The organism is Paenibacillus sp. FSL P4-0081 (assembly GCF_000758565.1).
Lineage (GTDB): Bacteria > Bacillota > Bacilli > Paenibacillales > Paenibacillaceae > Paenibacillus_AQ > Paenibacillus_AQ phytohabitans.
In genome coordinates, this window is sequence record NZ_CP009280.1 from 4,695,192 (window position 1) to 4,713,563 (window position 18,372).

Consider the following 18,372-nt stretch of genomic DNA (forward strand, 5'->3'; position numbering starts at 1 on the left):
AATTCTGCAACATGCAGAGCTCCCCGGGCTGCCGGGGTCAAATGGTTCCATGAATTTTATTAAACTACTGCTATCTACTGCGTAGTATTAACACCTTCTACAAAACCGGCATTCGGATCGCTGCCCGGATCTGTAGCGGGATCCGTTACAGGTTCGCCAGTAGTCGCGGTTGCTTCCGGAGCCGGCGTAGGCAGCGGTGTGCTTTGCACTGGAGGCGGTGTTATTTCAGGCGGAGGTGTTACTGTTCCGCCGTTATTGCCGCTGCCTCCATTGCCGTTGCCGTTACCGTTACCATTTCCGTTTCCGTTACCATTTCCGTTTCCGTTACCATTACCATTTCCGTTACCATTTCCGTTGTTGCCGGAGCCGTCATCACCCGGAATACCGCCGTTTCCGGGGTTGCCGCCGTTGCCAGTGTCATCCGTAGGCAGGTTCGGATCGAGTGTTGGTTCAGGTTCCGGCGTTTGCAGTTCATCCTGCACGGACACCGTTACGATATCCGAAGGCTCACTTTCCACATCAAGCTCCGGATAATAAGCTCTTACATAATATTCATAAGACAGTCCCGGCATCGCACTTATATCACCGACACTAGCAGTGCTCGTGTTAAGGAGCTGAGTAAAATCTGCTTCTGAGGTTTCCCGGCGGTATATGCGGTAGTCCACACCTGCAGCTTCAACCGGATTCCAGCTCAGGTTGACCGTCATGGTCGAGGCATCATAAGCCGCCTGCAGACCGGTTACAACCGGAGTCGCCTCAGGTGTCGGTGTAGCTTCAACCTCTGCCGAGCCTTTGGGAACCGGGAACGATTTGGCAGGAACGCCTTCCAGCGCTTCCTCCATGACCTTGCCCCAGAATGCTGCCGCGAGCGGACTGCTGTTCTTGAGCAGATGTTTCTTGCTCGGCTTGTCATAGCCCATCCAGACGGCTGCTGTCCATTCCGGTGTATAGCCGACGAACCAGACATCGCGGTTAGAGCTGATTCCTTCGTAGCCGCTCTGGGTGGTTCCTGTCTTACCGGCTACCGGACGGTTAATTCTCGCTTTTTTACCCGTGCCATCCTGTACGACCTTCTGCATCATCTCAGTCATCTGATAAGCCGTGTCCTCACTCATCACCCGTTCAGCGGTGGTATTGGCCTTGTAGACCGTCTTGTCATCGCTGTCGGCAATCGACTTAATGGAGTAGGCATCCCGCAGCTCTCCGCCATTGGCAAATGCGCTGTAGGCCTGGGCCATCTCCAGTGTATTGGTCCCTTCACTCATCCCGCCGAGGGCAAGCGACAGGTTCTTGTCTTCATCCTTCAGATTGATGCCAAGCTTCTTGGCGAACTGGAAGCCGGTGTTCACACCGATCTCATTCAGCAGCCATACCGCCGGAATATTCTCTGATTTCGTCAAGGCATCCGCCATGCTGATCGTTGTCGAATAGCCATGCAGATTGTTCGGGCAATATTTGCCGAAGCACTGCTTCTCATTGCTCAGTCTCGAATCATTCGTGAATTTGCCGGATTCCAGTGCTGGTGCGTACGCAACCAGCGGTTTGAACGCTGAACCCGGAGAACGCCGGCTGCCGTCAACGCGGCTGTAGCCTTTTTTCTCATAATTGCGACCGCCCATCAGCGCCACAATACTGCCGTTCTCCTGGTTGATGATCGTCATCGAACCCTGTACCAGCTCATCGTCCACGCTTTTCTCGAAATTATCACTGTCGGCAAAAGCATCCTCAATGGTCTCCTGGGCATGCTTATCCATCGTTGTATAAATCTTGTAACCGCCGATATTCAGATCATCTTCGGTAAGCCCGAATTTATCCTCAGCCTCGTCGATAGCATAATCAATGAATGCCTGGTAGCGCTGCTTGCTGCTCTCAGGAGGTGTATAGTTATAATCAACAGCCTTAGCTTCATCCATCTGTTCCTTCGTGATCGCCTTCTGATCATACATAAGCTGCAGCACAACCGCACGGCGTTCCTTGGACAGCTCCGGATTACGCAGCGGATTATAGCGGGAAGGCCCCTTCGGCATGGCAGCCAGCGTAGCGATTTGCCACAGCTCCAGCTTGTTCAAATTACTCTCACCGAAATAACGGATAGAGGCGGCCTTAATGCCGTAAATGGTTCCCCCAAAAGGTATCCGGTTCAAATACATCGTGATAATTTCTTCTTTGGTATGCTTATTCTCCAGCGCAACAGCAATCGAAACCTCTGTCGCTTTGCGGAAGAAGGTCTTATCCCGGGTCAGGAAGATATTCTTCGCGAGCTGCTGGGTGATGGTGCTTCCGCCTTCAACCATGCTGCGTGCTGCAATATCCTTCACCGCCGCCCGTCCGATGGACCAGAAATCCACACCTTTGTGATCGAAGAACCTTTTATCCTCGGTAGCTACAAAAGCGGTGATCAGCATCTTGGGAAGATCCTCGTATTCCACCGGATCACTTTTCTCCAGGGCGAGCTCTCCGATCAGATTCGCATTCCGGTCAAAAATCTGCGTCGGCGGATTCACCGTCAATTTACCCTGGTTCTCCTCCAGCAGCTTCTGCCCGTTCAGCATAATGAACAAATAGCCGCCCAGCGCACAAAAAATCGCCAGTGCCGTTGCAAAAAACAAACTCCACAATACACGTTTCTTGGTTAGAAATTTCTTCTTTTTCTTTGGTTTCCCTTTGGAATTCGGCGTACTGCTACCTCTGTTTCTATTGCCGCCATTCCTGGTTAGTTGGTCTCTGGACATGTTGCCTCCTGACTCCCTTAGCGGAAAAATCATGAATTATGGTCACGAATGAAAAGAACAACCTTCACAGGTTGCTCTCTCGCACTCTCTATTCAAACGATTGATAAACAAAAAGGTTTCGCTTCAAGGCTGTAAAATCTTAAATCTCGTTATTATTGTCCTGCATCAGCGATACGCTGCGCTGTGGTGTAAACGTGGAAATCGCATGCTTGTACACCATCTGCTGGCGCCCGTCGCTGTCGATGACAATCGTAAAGTTGTCGAAGGCTTTGATAATTCCCCGGATTTGGAAACCGTTAGTCAAATATACTGTAGCAGGGATATTCTCTTTGCGCAGCTGGTTCAAGAACGTATCTTGGATGTTAATGGACTTGTTCATATGACGTACCCCCAATGGTTCAATTAGATTGTTCGTAAGTATATTCAACACCTTAGAGAAACTTTCCTGCTATTATACCATGTATTCTGCAAGCACAGCAATGTAATAAAACAGGCTGAGATATGGTATGTAAAACGTTAACACATGGATGAAATCAGCTCATTTATAAAACCCTTTGAAAGTTAATAAAAGATAAACCCTGATTTTTCAGTTGTTTTTTCTCCCAATCCCCTTTAGTTGAAATGGTTATATTTATGGTTCCCTCCACTACATATTAAATCTTCGGAGCCCTTCCGGTCAATCTCAATAGCTCCAGCATCGGCTGCGGCCCCGCTTCAACAGGTTTATCCCGCACAACAATATCCTCTGAATCAGCAGTGACGCGGGAAGCTTCCGCATAGTCACTCTGGGCAGCTGCTCTGATCGAGCTTTTAACATTTGGTCCCCCCGGTTATCAGTACATTCGGCAAAAAGAGGCATGAAGCGGGATGTAAAAAGATGCTTCGGTAAAGCGCGAATACGCTTTGGAAGCATCCTACAATGTTCGTGCAGCAACGAATGGATTTAATGGGTATAACCTCAATAGTTATATTGAATTTGCAAAGGTTTGCGCAATTTTATGCTGAATTATTGCGAAAATCTCATTATAGTCCGGACTCTCCTCCACGTCGATCCATTGAATTTCCTTCATGTGGCGAAACCAGGATAACTGTCTTTTGGCAAAACGGCGGGTATCGCGCTTCAGCAGGATCACAGCTTCCTCAAGCGTTGTCTCTCCCTCCAGATAGGCGGCAATCTCTTTGTAGCCCAGTCCCTGCATAGATACAAGGCTTCTGCTGTAGCCGCGCTCAAGCAGTCCCTGAACTTCAGCCACAAGTCCTTCCGCCAGCATCTGATCAATCCGTTCTTCAATACGTTTATATAGTATTTTACGGTCCATAGTCAGCCCTATGAGGCACAACTCATAAGGGGACTCCTTCTTTTGCCCTGAAAGAGAATCGGAAAGCGGAATGTTAGTCTGATGATAGATTTCCAGCGCGCGGATAATTCTTCTCCGGTCATTGGGATGCAGCCGTTCCGCACTGGCCGGATCTACCGCCGCCAGCCGGGCATGCAGCGCTTCCGCCCCATGCTCTTCAGCGTAAGCATCCTGCTCGCTGCGGAAGGCCTCATCCGCCACCGCCTCGGAGAAGCGGAATCCGTAGCACAGGGACTCAATATACAGTCCCGTCCCGCCGACAATAAAAGGCAGCCTGCCCCTGCTGCTGATCTCTTCGATGAGCCGGGTACCCTGCTCCTGAAATTCTGCGGTGGAATAGGCATCAAGCGGATCATGAATATCAATCAGATGATGGGGAATCCCCTTCATCTCAGCTTCGGTGATCTTCGCCGTGCCGATATCCATACCACGGTAGACCTGCATGGAATCCCCGGATATAATCTCGGCACCGAAAGCCCCGGCCAGCTCCAGACTCAGCCTGGTCTTCCCTACGGCGGTCGGACCGAGCAGCACGAGTACCTTGCGTTTAGTCTCTGTTGTCAATGGTGATCACCCCGTACGATGTTTTGGCGCTTGCTCTCAGCAGCTCCGTGAAGCCCAGGCGGGCAAACTCCCCGCTCAGCGCCTTCTCTTTCAGCACAACGGTCTTGCGTGCAACCCTGACCGCCTCAGCCACACTCTCCGCCGACAATGCGGCGGGATTAGCGAACTTACGCAGCGGGGAGATCGCCGCCGAATCCGTCAGCGGTACCCGGAACATGGGGTCGAAATAAACAATATCGACACTGTTGTCCGGCTGAGCCTTCAAATACTCCAGATGATCACCCCGCTGGACATTGATGCGTCGCAGGGCTTCATTCACCTTAATCTGGCCTGAAACATATTGGCTCATCCCTTCCAGCAGCAGCGCATACAGCGGCAGGGAGCTCTCCAGCGCCGTAACCCGGGAATGCTCACCTCCGGTGACGGCAAACAGCAGCGAGTCTCCCCCGAGACCTGCCGTACAATCCAGCACACTGTCGCCGGGCAGCATGCCCGCTGCATCAATCAGGGGGTCTGATTCGCCTCTAATGATCCGTTTCGCACGGACAAACCCCATGCTGGGATGGAACTCCATAGGCGGCATCTCCGGCGTTATCAGCCGGACCGCCTCCTGCAGAACGACCAGGACCTGCTCGTCCCCATATTGATCCACAAGCTTCGCCATGGATAACTTGGCACGGGGCGCATAGAGACAACCGGTGCGCTCAGCCAGAGTCCTGGCCCGGTCTACAATTTCCGGTATCGGGTTAAAGCCCGTGGTTATAATCATGTTGCCTCCGATCTTGCTCTCTTCAAATGTACAGTACTGCCACTACATCACGCGCTTAAACAGCTTCTCCAGATCATAGGAAGAAAAGGAGACGACTATCGGCCGTCCATGCGGGCAGGTATAAGGCTGGCGGCAGGCCGCTAGCCGGGAGAGCAGCGATTCCACTTCCAGCTCTGTGAGCTTCTGGTTAGCCTTGATCGAGGCTTTGCAGGAGCAGAGAATAGAGGATTTCTCGCGCAGCTTGGCGAGGTCAATGGACCGTTCGCTCAGCACCCACTCCGCCATCTCCTCGATGACCGCCTTCTCGTCACCTTCCGGGAACCAGTACGGCAAGGAACGGACCAGGAAAGTCTGTCCGCCGAAATGCTCAAGAAATACTCCCGCCTGCTGGAACCAGTGCAGCCGTTCGCTGAGCTGTCTGCTCTCCGAAGGCGTGAATTCCAGCGTGATCGGCAGCAGCAGCTCCTGCGATGCGTCTTCCGGCTTGCCGAATTTCTCATAGTAGAATTCATAATTCACCCGTTCATGCGCAGCGTGCTGATCAATCAGATACAGACCGCTGTCATTCTGGGCGATAATATACGTTCCGTGATGCTGGCCGATATAATTCAGCTCGGGAAATTGCGGGAGTCCTGTGTCTTCGCTTCCGGCAGGAGCAACCGCAGGGGCGTATAACTCCTCTGCGGTTGGCATTTGTCCCCGGTCAGCCGCAGCTGCCTGCGGGCGGTAGCTGTCGCGCGGACGGGATGACGGCTGTGCTGCGGTCCCGTTCCGGTAAGGTGCAGGCGGCATGGTACCGCCGCCGTAAGCTGCAGCCGTCTCCCTGGTCTGAGACTGCGGCGGCAGAGAATTGCCGCCGCTTGGATAACGCTGCGGAGCCCCGGCAGCGGCCCCACCGCCGAACAGCGGAGCACTGCTGCCGGTTAGCGGGGCTGCGCCGCCGGGAAACGGAGCAGCACTGTTCCCTCCCGGGCGCGGCTGGCTGCTGCCTCCCTGCAGAGCATCAGCAGGCATCCCTTGGCCGGGACCGCGGCCAGCGGAAGCATCTGCAGGGTTAGCTGGCTCAGCACCTTGCTGCGGAGCTCCCGGAACCGCCCCTTTGGAAAAGGCGAACTGCTCCTGAATGAAGGAGCTGCTATTCTTGCCCCCGATAATTTCCTTGGTTGGACGTGGTATCAGGCTCTGTCCCATGAGCAGGCTGCGGATCTGCTGCTCCACGAATGCATACAGCTCGGTCTCCTTGCTGAAACGGACCTCCAGCTTAGCCGGATGCACGTTGACATCGACCAGTGACGGATGCATGTCGAGCTGCAGCACCAGCAGCGGATAACGGTTAATCGGCAGCAGCGTATGATACGCACGCATGATCGCGGCATTCAGTCCGTTGCTGCGGATATAGCGTCCGCCGACAATCGTCGTTACGGCATTACGGTTCGAACGCGTCCATTCCGGACGGCTGATATAACCGGAGATCTTATAATCCGGGTCTTCAGCCGCGACTGGCAGCATCGCCTTGGCGGCGGAGGTGCCGTACACGGCGGCAATAACCTGCAGCAGATCGCCGTTGCCCAGCGTATGCAGCAGCTGATTGCTGTTATGCTGCAAGGTGAATGAGATATCCGGATGTGCCAGCGCCATGCGGTACATCGCATCCGAAATATGGCCCAGCTCCGTCTGGATGCTCTTCATATACTTCAGCCGTGCCGGGGTATTATAGAACAATTCCCGTACGGTGAGATCACTTCCCCGGCCGGAAGGCGCATCCTCACTCAGGATCAGCTTCCCGCCCTCAATCTCCAGCAGCCGTCCCTTCCCGTCATCACCGCTGGCAGTCAGCAGGGTTAGCTTCGATACCGCCGCGATACTCGGCAGTGCCTCCCCCCGGAACCCGAGGCTGGTGATCAGGAACAGATCACGGCCGTTGGCGATTTTGCTCGTTGCATGGCGGTAAAAGGCCGTCTCGCAATCCTCCGGCTCTATGCCGGAGCCATTATCCTTGACGCGGATGCTCTGCAGTCCGCCCTCTTCCACAGAGACTTCGATACGTGTGCTTCCCGCATCAATCGCGTTCTCCACAAGCTCTTTCACTACAGATGCAGGACGCTCCACTACCTCTCCGGCAGCAATCTGGTTGGCAATATGCTCGTCCAGCACATGAATCTTGGCCATATTCGTTCACCCCGCAATTTATAAATAATGTAGCTGCAAACTCATATTGATGTCTGAATAAGCCCGGTAAAATCTTAATTAGCCCACTCGCTTATATACTCTCAGGCTTATAGCTCCCTGGCCTTCATCTTCAGTTCATTAAGCAGACCCATCGCCTGCAGCGGTGTCATATTCATCAGATCCGCACCCTGTACAGCTGAGATCAGCTCTTTCAGGAGCGGATTTTCTTTGGCTGCCGGTGCTGCGACCCCGCCTTTGCGGTTCTTGCGGGGCTCGTCCTCACCAAATATAGAGAGCTGTACAACCTCATTGTCCTCTTCCTCCGCAGGGGAAGCAAGTGTAACAGCTGCTTCCTGCTGAGCCGCAGCCATGGAAACCACAGCCCGGTTCTCCTGAATCACAGGTCCGGAACGGTCATTATAGTCCGTACCGTAGTTCAGCGGCACGCTGCCCGGTGGAGATGCCTGTTCGATGCTCTGAAGCAGGCCGTACGCGCGGTCGATGATACCTTCCGGCAGTCCGGCCAGTCTCGCACAGTAAATCCCGTAGCTGCTGTCCGCCGCTCCCGGCACAAGCTTGCGCAGGAAGTTGACCTTGTCCCCGCTCTCCTGCACCGCCATGGAATAGTTGCGGAGTCCGCTCAGACTCTGCTCCAGATGAGCCAGCTCATGGAAATGCGTCGATACCAGCGCCTTGCAGGCGATAGTATCATGCACGTATTCAATCACCGCCTGGGCGATCGCCATACCTTCACTGGTCGAGGTCCCCCGGCCCAGCTCGTCAATGATGATCAGGCTGCGGGCCGTAGCCTTTTCGGTCATGACCTGGATATCGGCCATCTCCACCATGAAGGTACTCTGGCCGCCGATCAGGTCATCCGCTGCTCCGATCCGCGTGAAGATGCGGTCAATCAGCGGAACCTCAGCACTGGATGCCGGCACGAAGCAGCCGATCTGGGCCATGATGCAGATTAGCGCAACCTGGCGCATGTACGTGCTTTTGCCTGCCATATTCGGTCCGGTAATCAGCAGGATATTGCCCTCATCCTTGCTGAGCGTGCTGCCGTTCGCAATAAACGCGGAATCCTTCAGCACTGCCTCAACCACCGGATGGCGCCCGCCTTCGAGTCGCAGGTCATAGCTGTCGGACAGCTTAGGCTTCACGAAACGGTGCTCTGCACTAACCGCCGCGAGACATTGATACACATCAATCTCGGCTACCTTCTCAGCAAGCGCCTGCAGCCGGGGAACCTGGGCGCTAATCCGCTCGCGCAGCTCGGTAAACAGGCTGTACTCCAGGTCTGTCATTTTGTCCTGGGCCTCCAGGATCAGCGCTTCCTTCTCCTTCAGCTCCGGGGTAACATAACGCTCGGCATTGGCCAGCGTCTGTTTCCGTTCATATCTGCCTTCCGGAAGTGCAGACAGATTGGAGCGGGTAATTTCAATATAATAGCCGAAGATTTTGTTATAGCCGATCTTCAGGGATTTGATGCCCGTCGCCTGGCGTTCCTTCGCTTCCAGCTCGGCAATCCAGCGTTTGCCGCTGCTGCTGGCTTCACGCAGCTCGTCCAGCCGCTCATGATATCCGCCGCGGATAATTCCGCCGTCACGGACAGATACCGGAGCATCCTCAACAATGGCCCGTTCGATATCCTCCCGGAGCTCTGCGCACTCATCCATGGACGTGCCGATCTCCCGCAGGGTGGCCGAACCGGATGTCAGGCACATCTCCTTCAGCGCCGGAATCTGCGCCAGCGACAGCTTCAGGGCGTTCATATCCCGACCGTTGGCGCTGCCGAAGGCAATACGTCCGACTAGCCGCTCCAGATCATAGATTTCTTTCAGTGCTCCGCGCAAATCCTCGCGGACGATAAACTGGTTATACAAATAGTCGACAGCTTCGAGGCGGCGTTCAATCGGCGCACGCTGCAGCAGCGGCTTGTCTATCCGGCGGCGCAGCAGACGCCCGCCCATCGAGGTTTCGGTGCGGTCGAGTAGCCAGAGCAGCGAGCCTTTTTTGGAGCGCTCCCTTACGGTTTCGGTCAGCTCCAGATTGCGCCGGGTGAACGGATCAAGAATCATATAATTTCCGGGCTCGTAAGGAGATATCTGGGTTAGCTGCCCAAGTGACCGGCGCTGGGTCTCGCTGAAATAGGAGATCAGCAGCGCCAGACAGCGGCCGCGTTCCTTCTCCAGCCGTACCCATGCCGCTTCGCCGAACTGGCGGCGGGCCAGTCCTTCCTCCTGCTTGTCCCACGGTGTATAAACTACTGGCTTAGCCAGCAGGGAGGCTTCACTGCGCAGCTGCTCCAGGAGCGCCTCGTCCCCGATAATCTCTGCCGGCTCATAGATGCCGATCTCATCCCGCAGCCATTCGGTGCTGGAGAGTACAGAGGTGACATACAGCTCACCTGTTGTTAAATCGCAGGCAGCCAGTGCCGTCATGCCATCTTCCTCAGTCACACAGACGAGGTAATTGTTGCTTTTGTCCGTTATAATTTTGCCGTCCATCACGGTGCCCGGTGTAACTACGCGGACGATATCGCGGCGGACCATCCCTTTGGTCACCGCAGGATCATCGAGCTGCTCGCAGATAGCGACCTTGTAGCCTTTCTCGATCAGGCGCTGTATGTACCCCTCGGCAGCATGATGCGGCACTCCGCACATTGGAATCTTTTCGCCGACCCCGCCATCACGGCCTGTTAGTGTAATCTCTAGCTCCTTCGAGGCAAGCAAGGCATCCTCAAAGAACATTTCATAGAAATCGCCCAGACGAAAGAAAAGGAAAGCGTCTTTTGCCCCTTCCTTCACTTTTAAATACTGCTGAATCATCGGCGTATAGTTTGCCATCGTCTACCTCCATGCCTACTTCATACTGTTCTCTATTATAGCAGAAACTTCCCTCTCAAAGTTACCCGCAGCCTCTTCCGGTCTCCTGCTAAAACCTGGTGTGCAGATTTTCCGGCGGCTGGCAGCAGCTTTTATCCCGGTAATAAAGCATTTATTCTATATTATAATCTATGCAATCGGCTGTACACTCTCTCTTATGTAAGGAGGAATAATCGTGATAAGTAAGCTCAATAAGGCTGACCGCTTCCCGCTGATGACAATGCTGCACAAAGACCCTATACTTCATATGTTTATTGTCGGGATGTGGAGAATTGCGGGTTCGAACGGGATTTCATGGAGCTGTGGGGGGGAGATGGATGAACCGGCCCGGACGGATCAAAGCGGTAATGCTGCCGTTCTATGGAAGCTTTTTTCCGTATGCGGAGGTTCTTTTGACGTGGAAGGGTTCGCGGAGCTGGTGAGAAAGAGCGGGAAGTCCGAAATGCTCTCGGGTTCATCACACGTACTGCGGGAGTTCGGCCAAGTGCCGGACTGCCAAGGTTTAGCCACAGAGGTGGTTGCCCGCTTATGCGCTGATGTGCTGATGTGCTGGAAGAGGGCAAGACGGATGAATCTGCAAAAAGCTGGGGTTCACCGATATCGGCACCTGGTCCGTGCTGTACAAATAGGAAACCGGAGCCCACTCTTTGAGAAGGGTAGTCCTTCCTGTTTAAGAGGCCGCTATAAAGCGGAATGATAGTGGAGTTTATAAAGCCGTGATCCGGTGAATCCCCAAAATCCTGCACATTATACAACATTTCGCTCATCATTGCGGTCTCAATCCAAAATTGTTGTAGAAAAGGCAGTATTTCGCCTTCTCCTTACAGCCTAGAGGGATGAATTCCTGTATTTCATACAACAATCTTCCGCACAGACAGCTATTTGGGAATCAACGTTGCATAATGTACAACATTTTAAGTCTGACAGTGCTAACTAAATAAGTCTCCAAGCTATCAGCATCGATTCAGGTGTGGATGTGACGTATTCTGCTGGACCCGCAGCGATTGTCCGGTAACTGAATAGACCGCTTCTCGCTAAAAGAAAACAGACAGCCGCCGTTATACAGACAGCTTCTATTGAAAAGTATCTTCCGGCCCGGCCGGGCGCGCCCCGGAGACTGACGGGGCGCTGCCGCACCACAAGCCGCGGATATCACGCGACTCATCCCAGGTCTGCTGCGCGGCTATAGAGCGCAGCAGAGGATCTATGTAGCTGGCGGCGGCTGCGTAGCCGCCCAGCGCGCGAAGCTGCGCCTCCAGGGGAGGCCAGGCTTCGCGGAGCGGTTGCTTGTCGCCGCTGTAGAAGGCGGCATGCAGCTTCTCCCGGTCGAGCGGACGCAGCGGCAGCTCTTCATAATGGCTCACGATCAGGTGAGCCAGGCAGACCGCGCCTTTGGCGATGACCGGGGACACCAGGAAGCTCGGCAGTGTCCGGTATTCGAAGCCGCCATGCGGCTGACGCCGGAAATCGCCGAGCAAGCCATAGCGGGGACGCCGGGCCGCAGCCCGGACGTCCTCGAGCAGCAGCATGGGCAGCGCGAGATAGTTGTCGAGCGCACGCAGCAGCGGCGCGCACAGCGTCACGCCGCTGAAGTGCAGGTGGCCGCCGAGGGCCCAGCCCCGCAGCGGCATGCCTCCCGCCCGCCAGCGGAGCGAGCGGTCGGCGATGAGCCGGTCCGCCTCGCGCGCGGCGGACATCAGCTGCGCCAGCAGCGCGCGCGGTTCCCCGCGCGGCGCAGGGCGCAGCTCCGCCACCGGGAACACGCCGCGCGTTCCCGGGGGTCCGGCGTCGCAGCCCGCGGCGCCGTCCATGGGCAGGTACCGCGACGCCGGCACGACGCGGCCCGTGGACTCCCGGAGCAGCAGGAACTCCGGGTCCATACCCATAAGCAGCCCGGCACGGCCTGGCTGCTCAAGGGCATGGGAACGGGCCAGCTCCCGCGAGGCTGCACGGTACGGCTCAGGCAGCGGCTTGCCGGGAACCGGCATCAACGGAGTAATGCCCGTCACCACATAACGCCGCCCGCCCATGGCCCGCAGCTCCACCTCGCCGCTGTCCAGCCCCAGGCTGTAAAGCGCCCGGACCGCCGTTACACGGACTGCTCCAGCCACCCCGCGCATCTCACTTACGCCACCCGCTCCGCCATAACTGTTCCCGCTATTACCTCTGGCACCCGCTCCCTCATAGCTGTTCTCGTCACGCCCTTCAATTTCCGCTCCGCCATAACTGTTCCCGCTATCACTTCCGGCACCCGCTCCACCATAACCGCGCTCACCATACTCAGCAGCGCCTGCTACACCAGTACCATTCCCGCCATCCCTGCCGCCACCCGCTCCTGCTCCATTAACCCTGTTCCCGCTCGCGCCAGCACCCGCTCCGCCATACCCGCCCTCTCCTATCACCGGCCCCAAAAAAGCAGCATTCATAGCCGCTCCTGCACCCAGAGGCTGGCACTCCAGCACAGCCAGATTGAAAATAACCACCCGGTAGTGCTGCCTGTAACTTGCGGGGTCTTGTCCATGGGAATATGTATGACTCTCTCTTGCATCCTTCCGCCGTGCTGGTCTGCCTATAGCCCCGGGGTCCGCTTCAATCCCGCAGCGGCGGAGTCTGCGCATAATCTGCTCCGGTGCCAGCTGAAGGAATAAGTTAAGCCCTTCGTTCATCCTTATGCCACCGCCCATCCGAAATTCTTCATGCCGCGCCTACAGCTGCATCATCCTTCATAACCGGATAGCCCGCCCTTCTGCAGTACGCAGATGAAGCTTTTGGTGCTGAAACCTAACCCCAAAATATTTTAAAAAAAAGAGGGCATTCGCCCTCTACGCCGCTGCCCTCTCATCATATAATGGATCATAACCCAATACAGTAACAGAAAGGCAGCGGCGTATTCCTTCCTTACAGCTCATCATCCAGGGCGTCAGGGTCCAGATCATCGTAATCAAAACTCTCGCCGTCAAAATCATAATCCTTGTCTTCCAGATCATCAATCTGATCGCTGACATACACGCGGACCTTGGTCTCAGCCACCAGCTCCGCCTCGAACTCCCGTTCCACCCGGAGCGTCACACTGCCGCCGCCCGGCGATACCCCGGCTTCCACACAATTGGGTTCCTGCGTTGCCTCCGCAGAGACCTGTGCCGTGGAAGCACGGTGTCTCGGGTCCAGATACGACAATGGAATAAGCTCCACATAGGAGACCGTTTCCTTGGCAACCTCGGTCTGCTTATTTTTGTCGTACGAGTACCAGATGTTCACATCATAAGTACCGATTACTTCGATTCCGTTCCCGGCGGCAACCGCTTCGTACTGGTGGTTGATAATCCAAGCCCCCAGAATACTAGTCGGATGATGTGGCGGAGTCACGGTATGGGTTGCGGTAGAGAACTTACGACCTTTGCCGCAAATTGCCTTCGTAATGATCTCCCTTGTTTGACGTTTATGGCTTAATGACATCTTTGAACCTCCTCCATACAATCATTCACTATCAAGTGTATGCACGTTCTGGGCATTTGTTGATTGTTAGAGTAGAAATAAATTTGGGTAAGCCCTCATGAGAGTCTAATTAAGCCTCCTGCTTCATTTTATTGCTGAAATTAGCCAGTTATGAGTCCCGCTTCCGAAAAAAACAAAAGGCAGCCCTTCCCCAAAATATGGGGAACCGCTACCTTTTTTTCGTTTTACGATATTGCACCTTGTGCTTATTGCGGAATTACACGCACAATCCCCAATTGCCTGTGACGGCTCAGATCAATGAAATCGTCATCGATATTCACCAGGGGACGCAGCGGATCATGGGCAAGAATCATGATGATTTTGCCGATTCGTCCGTCTGTGAGCAGTACCTCATTGCCGATCATCGATTGCATCAGCTTGTTGATGAACACACTGCAGATATAAGGGTCCAGCTTGCCGTAGACATTATCGTCCATCTGCCTGAGCACCTCATACAAAGGGGCGGCCGTGCGGTAGAAGCGGTCTGAGGTCATCGCATGAAAAATATCCGCCACAGCGACAATTTTGCTGAAATCGGTAATCCGGTGCCCCAGCACCCCGAAGGGGTAGCCGCTGCCGTCCATCCGTTCATGATGCTGCAGCGCAACAAGTGCCTGCATGTGAGTGGTGCCCACGGTATCCCGGATCATTTCATATCCAAAGGTGGTATGCTTCTTCATCAGCGCATATTCTTCCTCACTCAGCGGACCGGGTTTGGCGAGAATTTCAGCCGGAATCATAATTTTGCCGATATCATGAAGAGTCGCTGCGATGGTCAGCATGCTTAGCTCGTCCGGCTTCAGCTTCAGCCATTTGCCTAGCAGCGTGGAGATAATACCAACCGCAACATTATGCCTGTATGTATAATCATCCTTGGACTGCAGTGCAGCCAATATTCCGTAGAAATCGTTCTTCTCACTTACCTGCTGGATAAAAGGAATGACTTCATTTCTGAGCTCTATCATCGGCAGCCTTTTGGTCTTGGTATAGCGGAGCTGGTCAAAAATGCTCTCCATCGCTGCTGTGCAGTCATCCACGGCCAGCTGATAGAATGCCGCGTTGTCCAGCTGAAGCACGTCATGCGGCTCCAGGAGGATCTTGTGCTGGGAGATCAGCCGGATATGTTCCCCGCTTAATAAGGTCATCGCCGGCAGAACAAACACACCGCTATGATTAAAAAGGTTGGCTGCAAGCTGTTTGCCGATATATTGTTCATTGCTGTTGTTCATGTTCCTCACCTGCCAGTGCAGCCGTCCACCGGAGTGAACCGCTGCTGTAATTGGAAGCATCGCGGCCTCATCTACAATCTTATCCTGAAATGTGTTTCTCTGTCCCGAACAGAAAATGAACATAACTATAGAGATAAGCTCACTTTAAGTGCTTATATATCTTATCGTTAATTCACACCGTAATGTTAATACCTGAGACATATTTACCTTCCTGCTCAAGCATTTCCCTTTGCGGGCAGCTTGTCCTTCACCGGCCTTGGATCGACCGGACTTTTATAGCGTTTGGCAATTTTGAGATAGAGCGCAAGCTCCCGGCATAACTGCAGAATAGCGGAGCGGATCTCGAATACCTCACGGGAATCCGGGAGCTCCATCTGCTGAAACTCCTGCTGCAGATCATCCAGCAGCTTCTCGGTCCGGCCCGTATATTCCTCAGCCAGCACATCGCCGCTAAGCTGATCGAACAGCTCCGCAACCATATCACCATGCGGCAGCTGGAGGTATACCTGAGAGAGAAGCTGCATCATATTCTGGATTGACTCCAGCTGCTCCTTGCGCATGTAGAAGTACACATTCCAGGCTTCATCCGGATGGATCACATGATTCTCCATCTCCCTTGAAGCCGCGGTCAGACCCTTCTGCACCGCTTCACCGGCTCCGATCAGTTCCTTTCCGTCCCATACATAAGCGGGATCACGCAGGGTTCTGGCAATCTGCCGGAAGATAACCGAGAAATAGCCGTCCACCTCTTTGCGGATACCGGCAATCATGTCTCCGGTCTGCGGCATATAGATGAAGTTGACGAGTCCGGCCGAACCCAGGCCGATAATCAGCAGCTCAATCTGCTGCAGCAGGATGTGAACGGTAATGTCAGCTTGTCCAAAAACACGGAACACAATAACGGAGCTGGTGACAATTCCCTCTTTGAAGCCGGATTTGACGATAAGCGGGAAGCCGAACAGTACATACAGTCCGAGAACCCAATAATGAAAGCCCAGGGTGAAAAAGAGAATACAGCCCAAAAAGAGTCCCACCAGCGAGGCGAAGAAGCGTGCCGTGATCGTGCGGAGACTCCTTTTGCGCGTTGTTTCCACCCCGAGAATGGCCAGCAGTCCCGCGCTTTGCGCATTGGGAATACCTGCGGCGGCTGCCAGCAGAATGGACAGCAGAGTTGCAGCCGCCGTTTTGATAATACGAAATCCCATGTTAATACCTCTCCTACAAAGTTCAGCTTCAATATTCAGGTAAAGATATAGTCATGGTACAAGATTTTGCCGGGAGACACAATATTACATTATTCTACCTCCGCGACAATAACAGCTTCTCTACATAAACAACCAGCTGATACATGGCTGTAGCCACCGCGGCGATGATAAGCAGACTGGACATGACGAGCGTGAAATTGAATACCTGAAAGCCATAGATAATCAGATAACCCAGCCCCGATTTGGCCACCAGAAATTCCCCTACAATGACTCCGACCCATGACATCCCGACATTCACCTTCAGCGTGGAGACCACCGTAGGGAAGGACGCCGGAAGAATCACCTTGTTAAATTCCTGTACTCTGGAAGCGCCGAATGAACGGACAACCTTAACCAGATTCGGGTCCACACTGCAAAAGCTGTTGTACACCACCAGAGTGGTTATAATCACCGTAATGGATAACGTGGTGACCACAATCGCGGTGAACCCTGCGCCGAACATAACAATGAAGATCGGACCCAGCGCCACCTTCGGCATACTGTTGAAGACGACCATATAAGGATCAAGTACGGCAGACAGAAAAGGCGACCACCAGATGATCACAGCCAGCAGCGTCCCAAGCAGGGTTCCGAGAATAAACCCGACTACTGTCTCTCCTACAGTCATCCCCAGATGCGGCCAAAGACTGCCGCTGACCATATCATCCCAAATTTGCCGGAACACTTTCGTCGGGTAGCTGAAGAGCAGTTCATCAATCCAGCCCAGCCTGGCCCCCGCTTCCCAGAGCACAAAGAACAGGATCAGGATACTGCTTCTTACGATCAGAACCTGAGTCTTGCGGCGCAGCTTCTTCTTCCTGTAGTCCGCATGCTTTTGTTCCAGCCAAAGTGCACGGGAGGCCGCCACTTCTGCGGGCAATTCCGTCTTCACACGCCTTCCCTCCCTGCCAGCTCCATTTCCTTCCACACTTCATGAAAAAGCTCCGCGAATCCGGGCAAGTCCCGCGCATACAGCGGCGGGGTACTGCGGATGGCTTCCGGAACCTGAAAAATCCTGCGGATCCTTCCCGGATTCCGCTGGAGCAGAATGACCCTGCTGCTGACGGCGATTGCCTCAGACAGGTCGTGAGTAACCAGAATAGCCGTTGTTCCCCGGCGCATCAGCGTCTCCGAGACCAGATCCTCCAGCTGCAGCTTAATCTGGTAATCCAGCGCGGAGAACGGTTCATCCAGCAGCAGCAGGCCGGGATCTGTCGCCAGCGTCCGCACCAGAGCGACGCGCTGGCGCATTCCGCCCGAGAGCTGAGCCGGAAAGGCAAGCTCCTTGCCCGCAAGACCCATATCGGCCAGCAGCTGCAGGGTTTTGCTGCGCGACTCTTCATCCAGCCTTCCGGTCAGCTCCAGGCCAAGCAGTGCATTATCCTGAATGCTCCTCCAGGGAAACAGATAATCCTGCTGCAGCATATAGCCTACTTCAGGAGACGGCCCAGCCGCAGAGCGTCCGCTGAGCAGAACTTCGCCCCGCGAGGGCCGCAGCAGCCCGGCAATGATCGACAGCAGCGTCGTCTTGCCGCAGCCGCTGGGCCCGACGAGGCTGACGAACTCACCCTGGCCCACGCTGAGATTGAAATCCTCGATCGCAAGCGAAGCCTCGCGGTCTCCCAGATAGGCGTGCGTGATTTCCTTCAACTCCACTACTGGAAGCATATCAGCCCTCCTAAAAGTTTGTGAGCATTACTTCTCACGATTCTGCATCGAACAAACTAGCTTCGTAAGCATCAACTTAGTTTTGCGGAAAAATCACATCTTCGATTCTTCTGTGCAGCAAAACTCGCTTCGGAAGCATCAACTTAGTTTGTGAGCATTACTTCTCACGATTCTGCATCGAACAAACTAGCTTCGTAAGCATCAACTTAGTTTTGCGTAAAAATCACATCTTCGATTCTTCTCTGCAGCAAAACTA

General features: G+C 54.3%; 13 protein-coding genes. 1 reads left to right on the top strand and 12 read right to left on the bottom strand.

Annotated elements, in window-relative coordinates; genetic code table 11:
* Positions 1-74: 74 nt before the first annotated feature.
* The 6 genes from P40081_RS19915 to mutS all read right to left on the bottom strand — a co-directional run bounded on the left by P40081_RS19915 (position 75) and on the right by mutS (position 10,441).
* Positions 75-2,732 (bottom strand): PBP1A family penicillin-binding protein, encoded by a 2,658-nt coding sequence (locus P40081_RS19915; RefSeq protein ID WP_042137904.1) that lies wholly within the window; start codon positions 2,730-2,732, stop codon positions 75-77.
* A 139-nt stretch (positions 2,733-2,871) separates the two neighbouring features.
* Positions 2,872-3,111: an RNA chaperone Hfq gene (gene hfq, locus P40081_RS19920; RefSeq protein WP_039299258.1), complete on the bottom strand. Its 240-nt coding sequence runs from the start codon at positions 3,109-3,111 to the stop codon at positions 2,872-2,874.
* 586 nt (positions 3,112-3,697) lie between these two features.
* Positions 3,698-4,654: a tRNA (adenosine(37)-N6)-dimethylallyltransferase MiaA gene (miaA, locus tag P40081_RS19925; protein WP_042137906.1), complete on the bottom strand. Its 957-nt coding sequence runs from the start codon at positions 4,652-4,654 to the stop codon at positions 3,698-3,700.
* Positions 4,638-5,423 carry a class I SAM-dependent methyltransferase gene (locus tag P40081_RS19930; RefSeq protein ID WP_042137908.1) on the bottom strand — a complete coding sequence of 262 codons (786 nt, stop codon included), beginning with the start codon at positions 5,421-5,423 and terminating at the stop codon, positions 4,638-4,640. The genes miaA and P40081_RS19930 overlap by 17 nt, the downstream gene beginning before the upstream one ends.
* Positions 5,424-5,465: 42 nt before the next feature.
* Positions 5,466-7,592, bottom strand: a complete 2,127-nt coding sequence (mutL, locus tag P40081_RS19935; protein ID WP_042137912.1) for a DNA mismatch repair endonuclease MutL — start codon at positions 7,590-7,592, stop codon at positions 5,466-5,468.
* A 107-nt stretch (positions 7,593-7,699) separates the two neighbouring features.
* Positions 7,700-10,441 (bottom strand): DNA mismatch repair protein MutS, encoded by a 2,742-nt coding sequence (gene mutS, locus P40081_RS19940; protein ID WP_042137914.1) that lies wholly within the window; start codon positions 10,439-10,441, stop codon positions 7,700-7,702.
* A gap of 214 nt (positions 10,442-10,655) precedes the next feature.
* Here mutS and P40081_RS19945 point away from each other — a divergent pair, with 214 nt between their 5' ends.
* Entirely contained in the window at positions 10,656-11,177 is a 522-nt protein-coding gene (locus P40081_RS19945) for a hypothetical protein (RefSeq protein ID WP_042137916.1), read from the top strand.
* Positions 11,178-11,553: 376 nt separating this feature from the next.
* On the opposite strand, the gene P40081_RS36510 is transcribed toward P40081_RS19945, so the two are convergent.
* The 6 genes from P40081_RS36510 to P40081_RS19975 form a co-directional block, all read right to left on the bottom strand.
* On the bottom strand, positions 11,554-13,146 hold the full coding sequence (locus P40081_RS36510; protein WP_052421912.1) for a putative amidoligase domain-containing protein: 1,593 nt from the start codon (positions 13,144-13,146) through the stop codon (positions 11,554-11,556).
* 232 nt (positions 13,147-13,378) lie between these two features.
* Positions 13,379-13,936, bottom strand: coding sequence for an outer spore coat protein CotE (locus P40081_RS19955; protein WP_042137918.1), 558 nt, complete (start codon positions 13,934-13,936; stop codon positions 13,379-13,381).
* Positions 13,937-14,181: 245 nt separating this feature from the next.
* The gene (locus P40081_RS19960) at positions 14,182-15,264 is read right to left on the bottom strand and encodes an HD-GYP domain-containing protein (protein WP_231575150.1); all 1,083 of its coding nucleotides are present in this window, start codon (positions 15,262-15,264) and stop codon (positions 14,182-14,184) included.
* 155 nt (positions 15,265-15,419) lie between these two features.
* Complete coding sequence (locus P40081_RS19965; RefSeq protein WP_042137921.1) at positions 15,420-16,409, bottom strand: aromatic acid exporter family protein; 990 nt, start codon at positions 16,407-16,409, stop codon at positions 15,420-15,422.
* 94 nt (positions 16,410-16,503) lie between these two features.
* A complete protein-coding gene (locus P40081_RS19970) occupies positions 16,504-17,256 on the bottom strand; it encodes an ABC transporter permease (RefSeq protein WP_373604804.1) in 753 nt (250 codons plus the stop codon).
* A gap of 80 nt (positions 17,257-17,336) precedes the next feature.
* A complete protein-coding gene (locus tag P40081_RS19975) occupies positions 17,337-18,116 on the bottom strand; it encodes an ABC transporter ATP-binding protein (RefSeq protein WP_039310093.1) in 780 nt (259 codons plus the stop codon).
* Between the last annotated feature and the right edge of the window lie 256 nt (positions 18,117-18,372).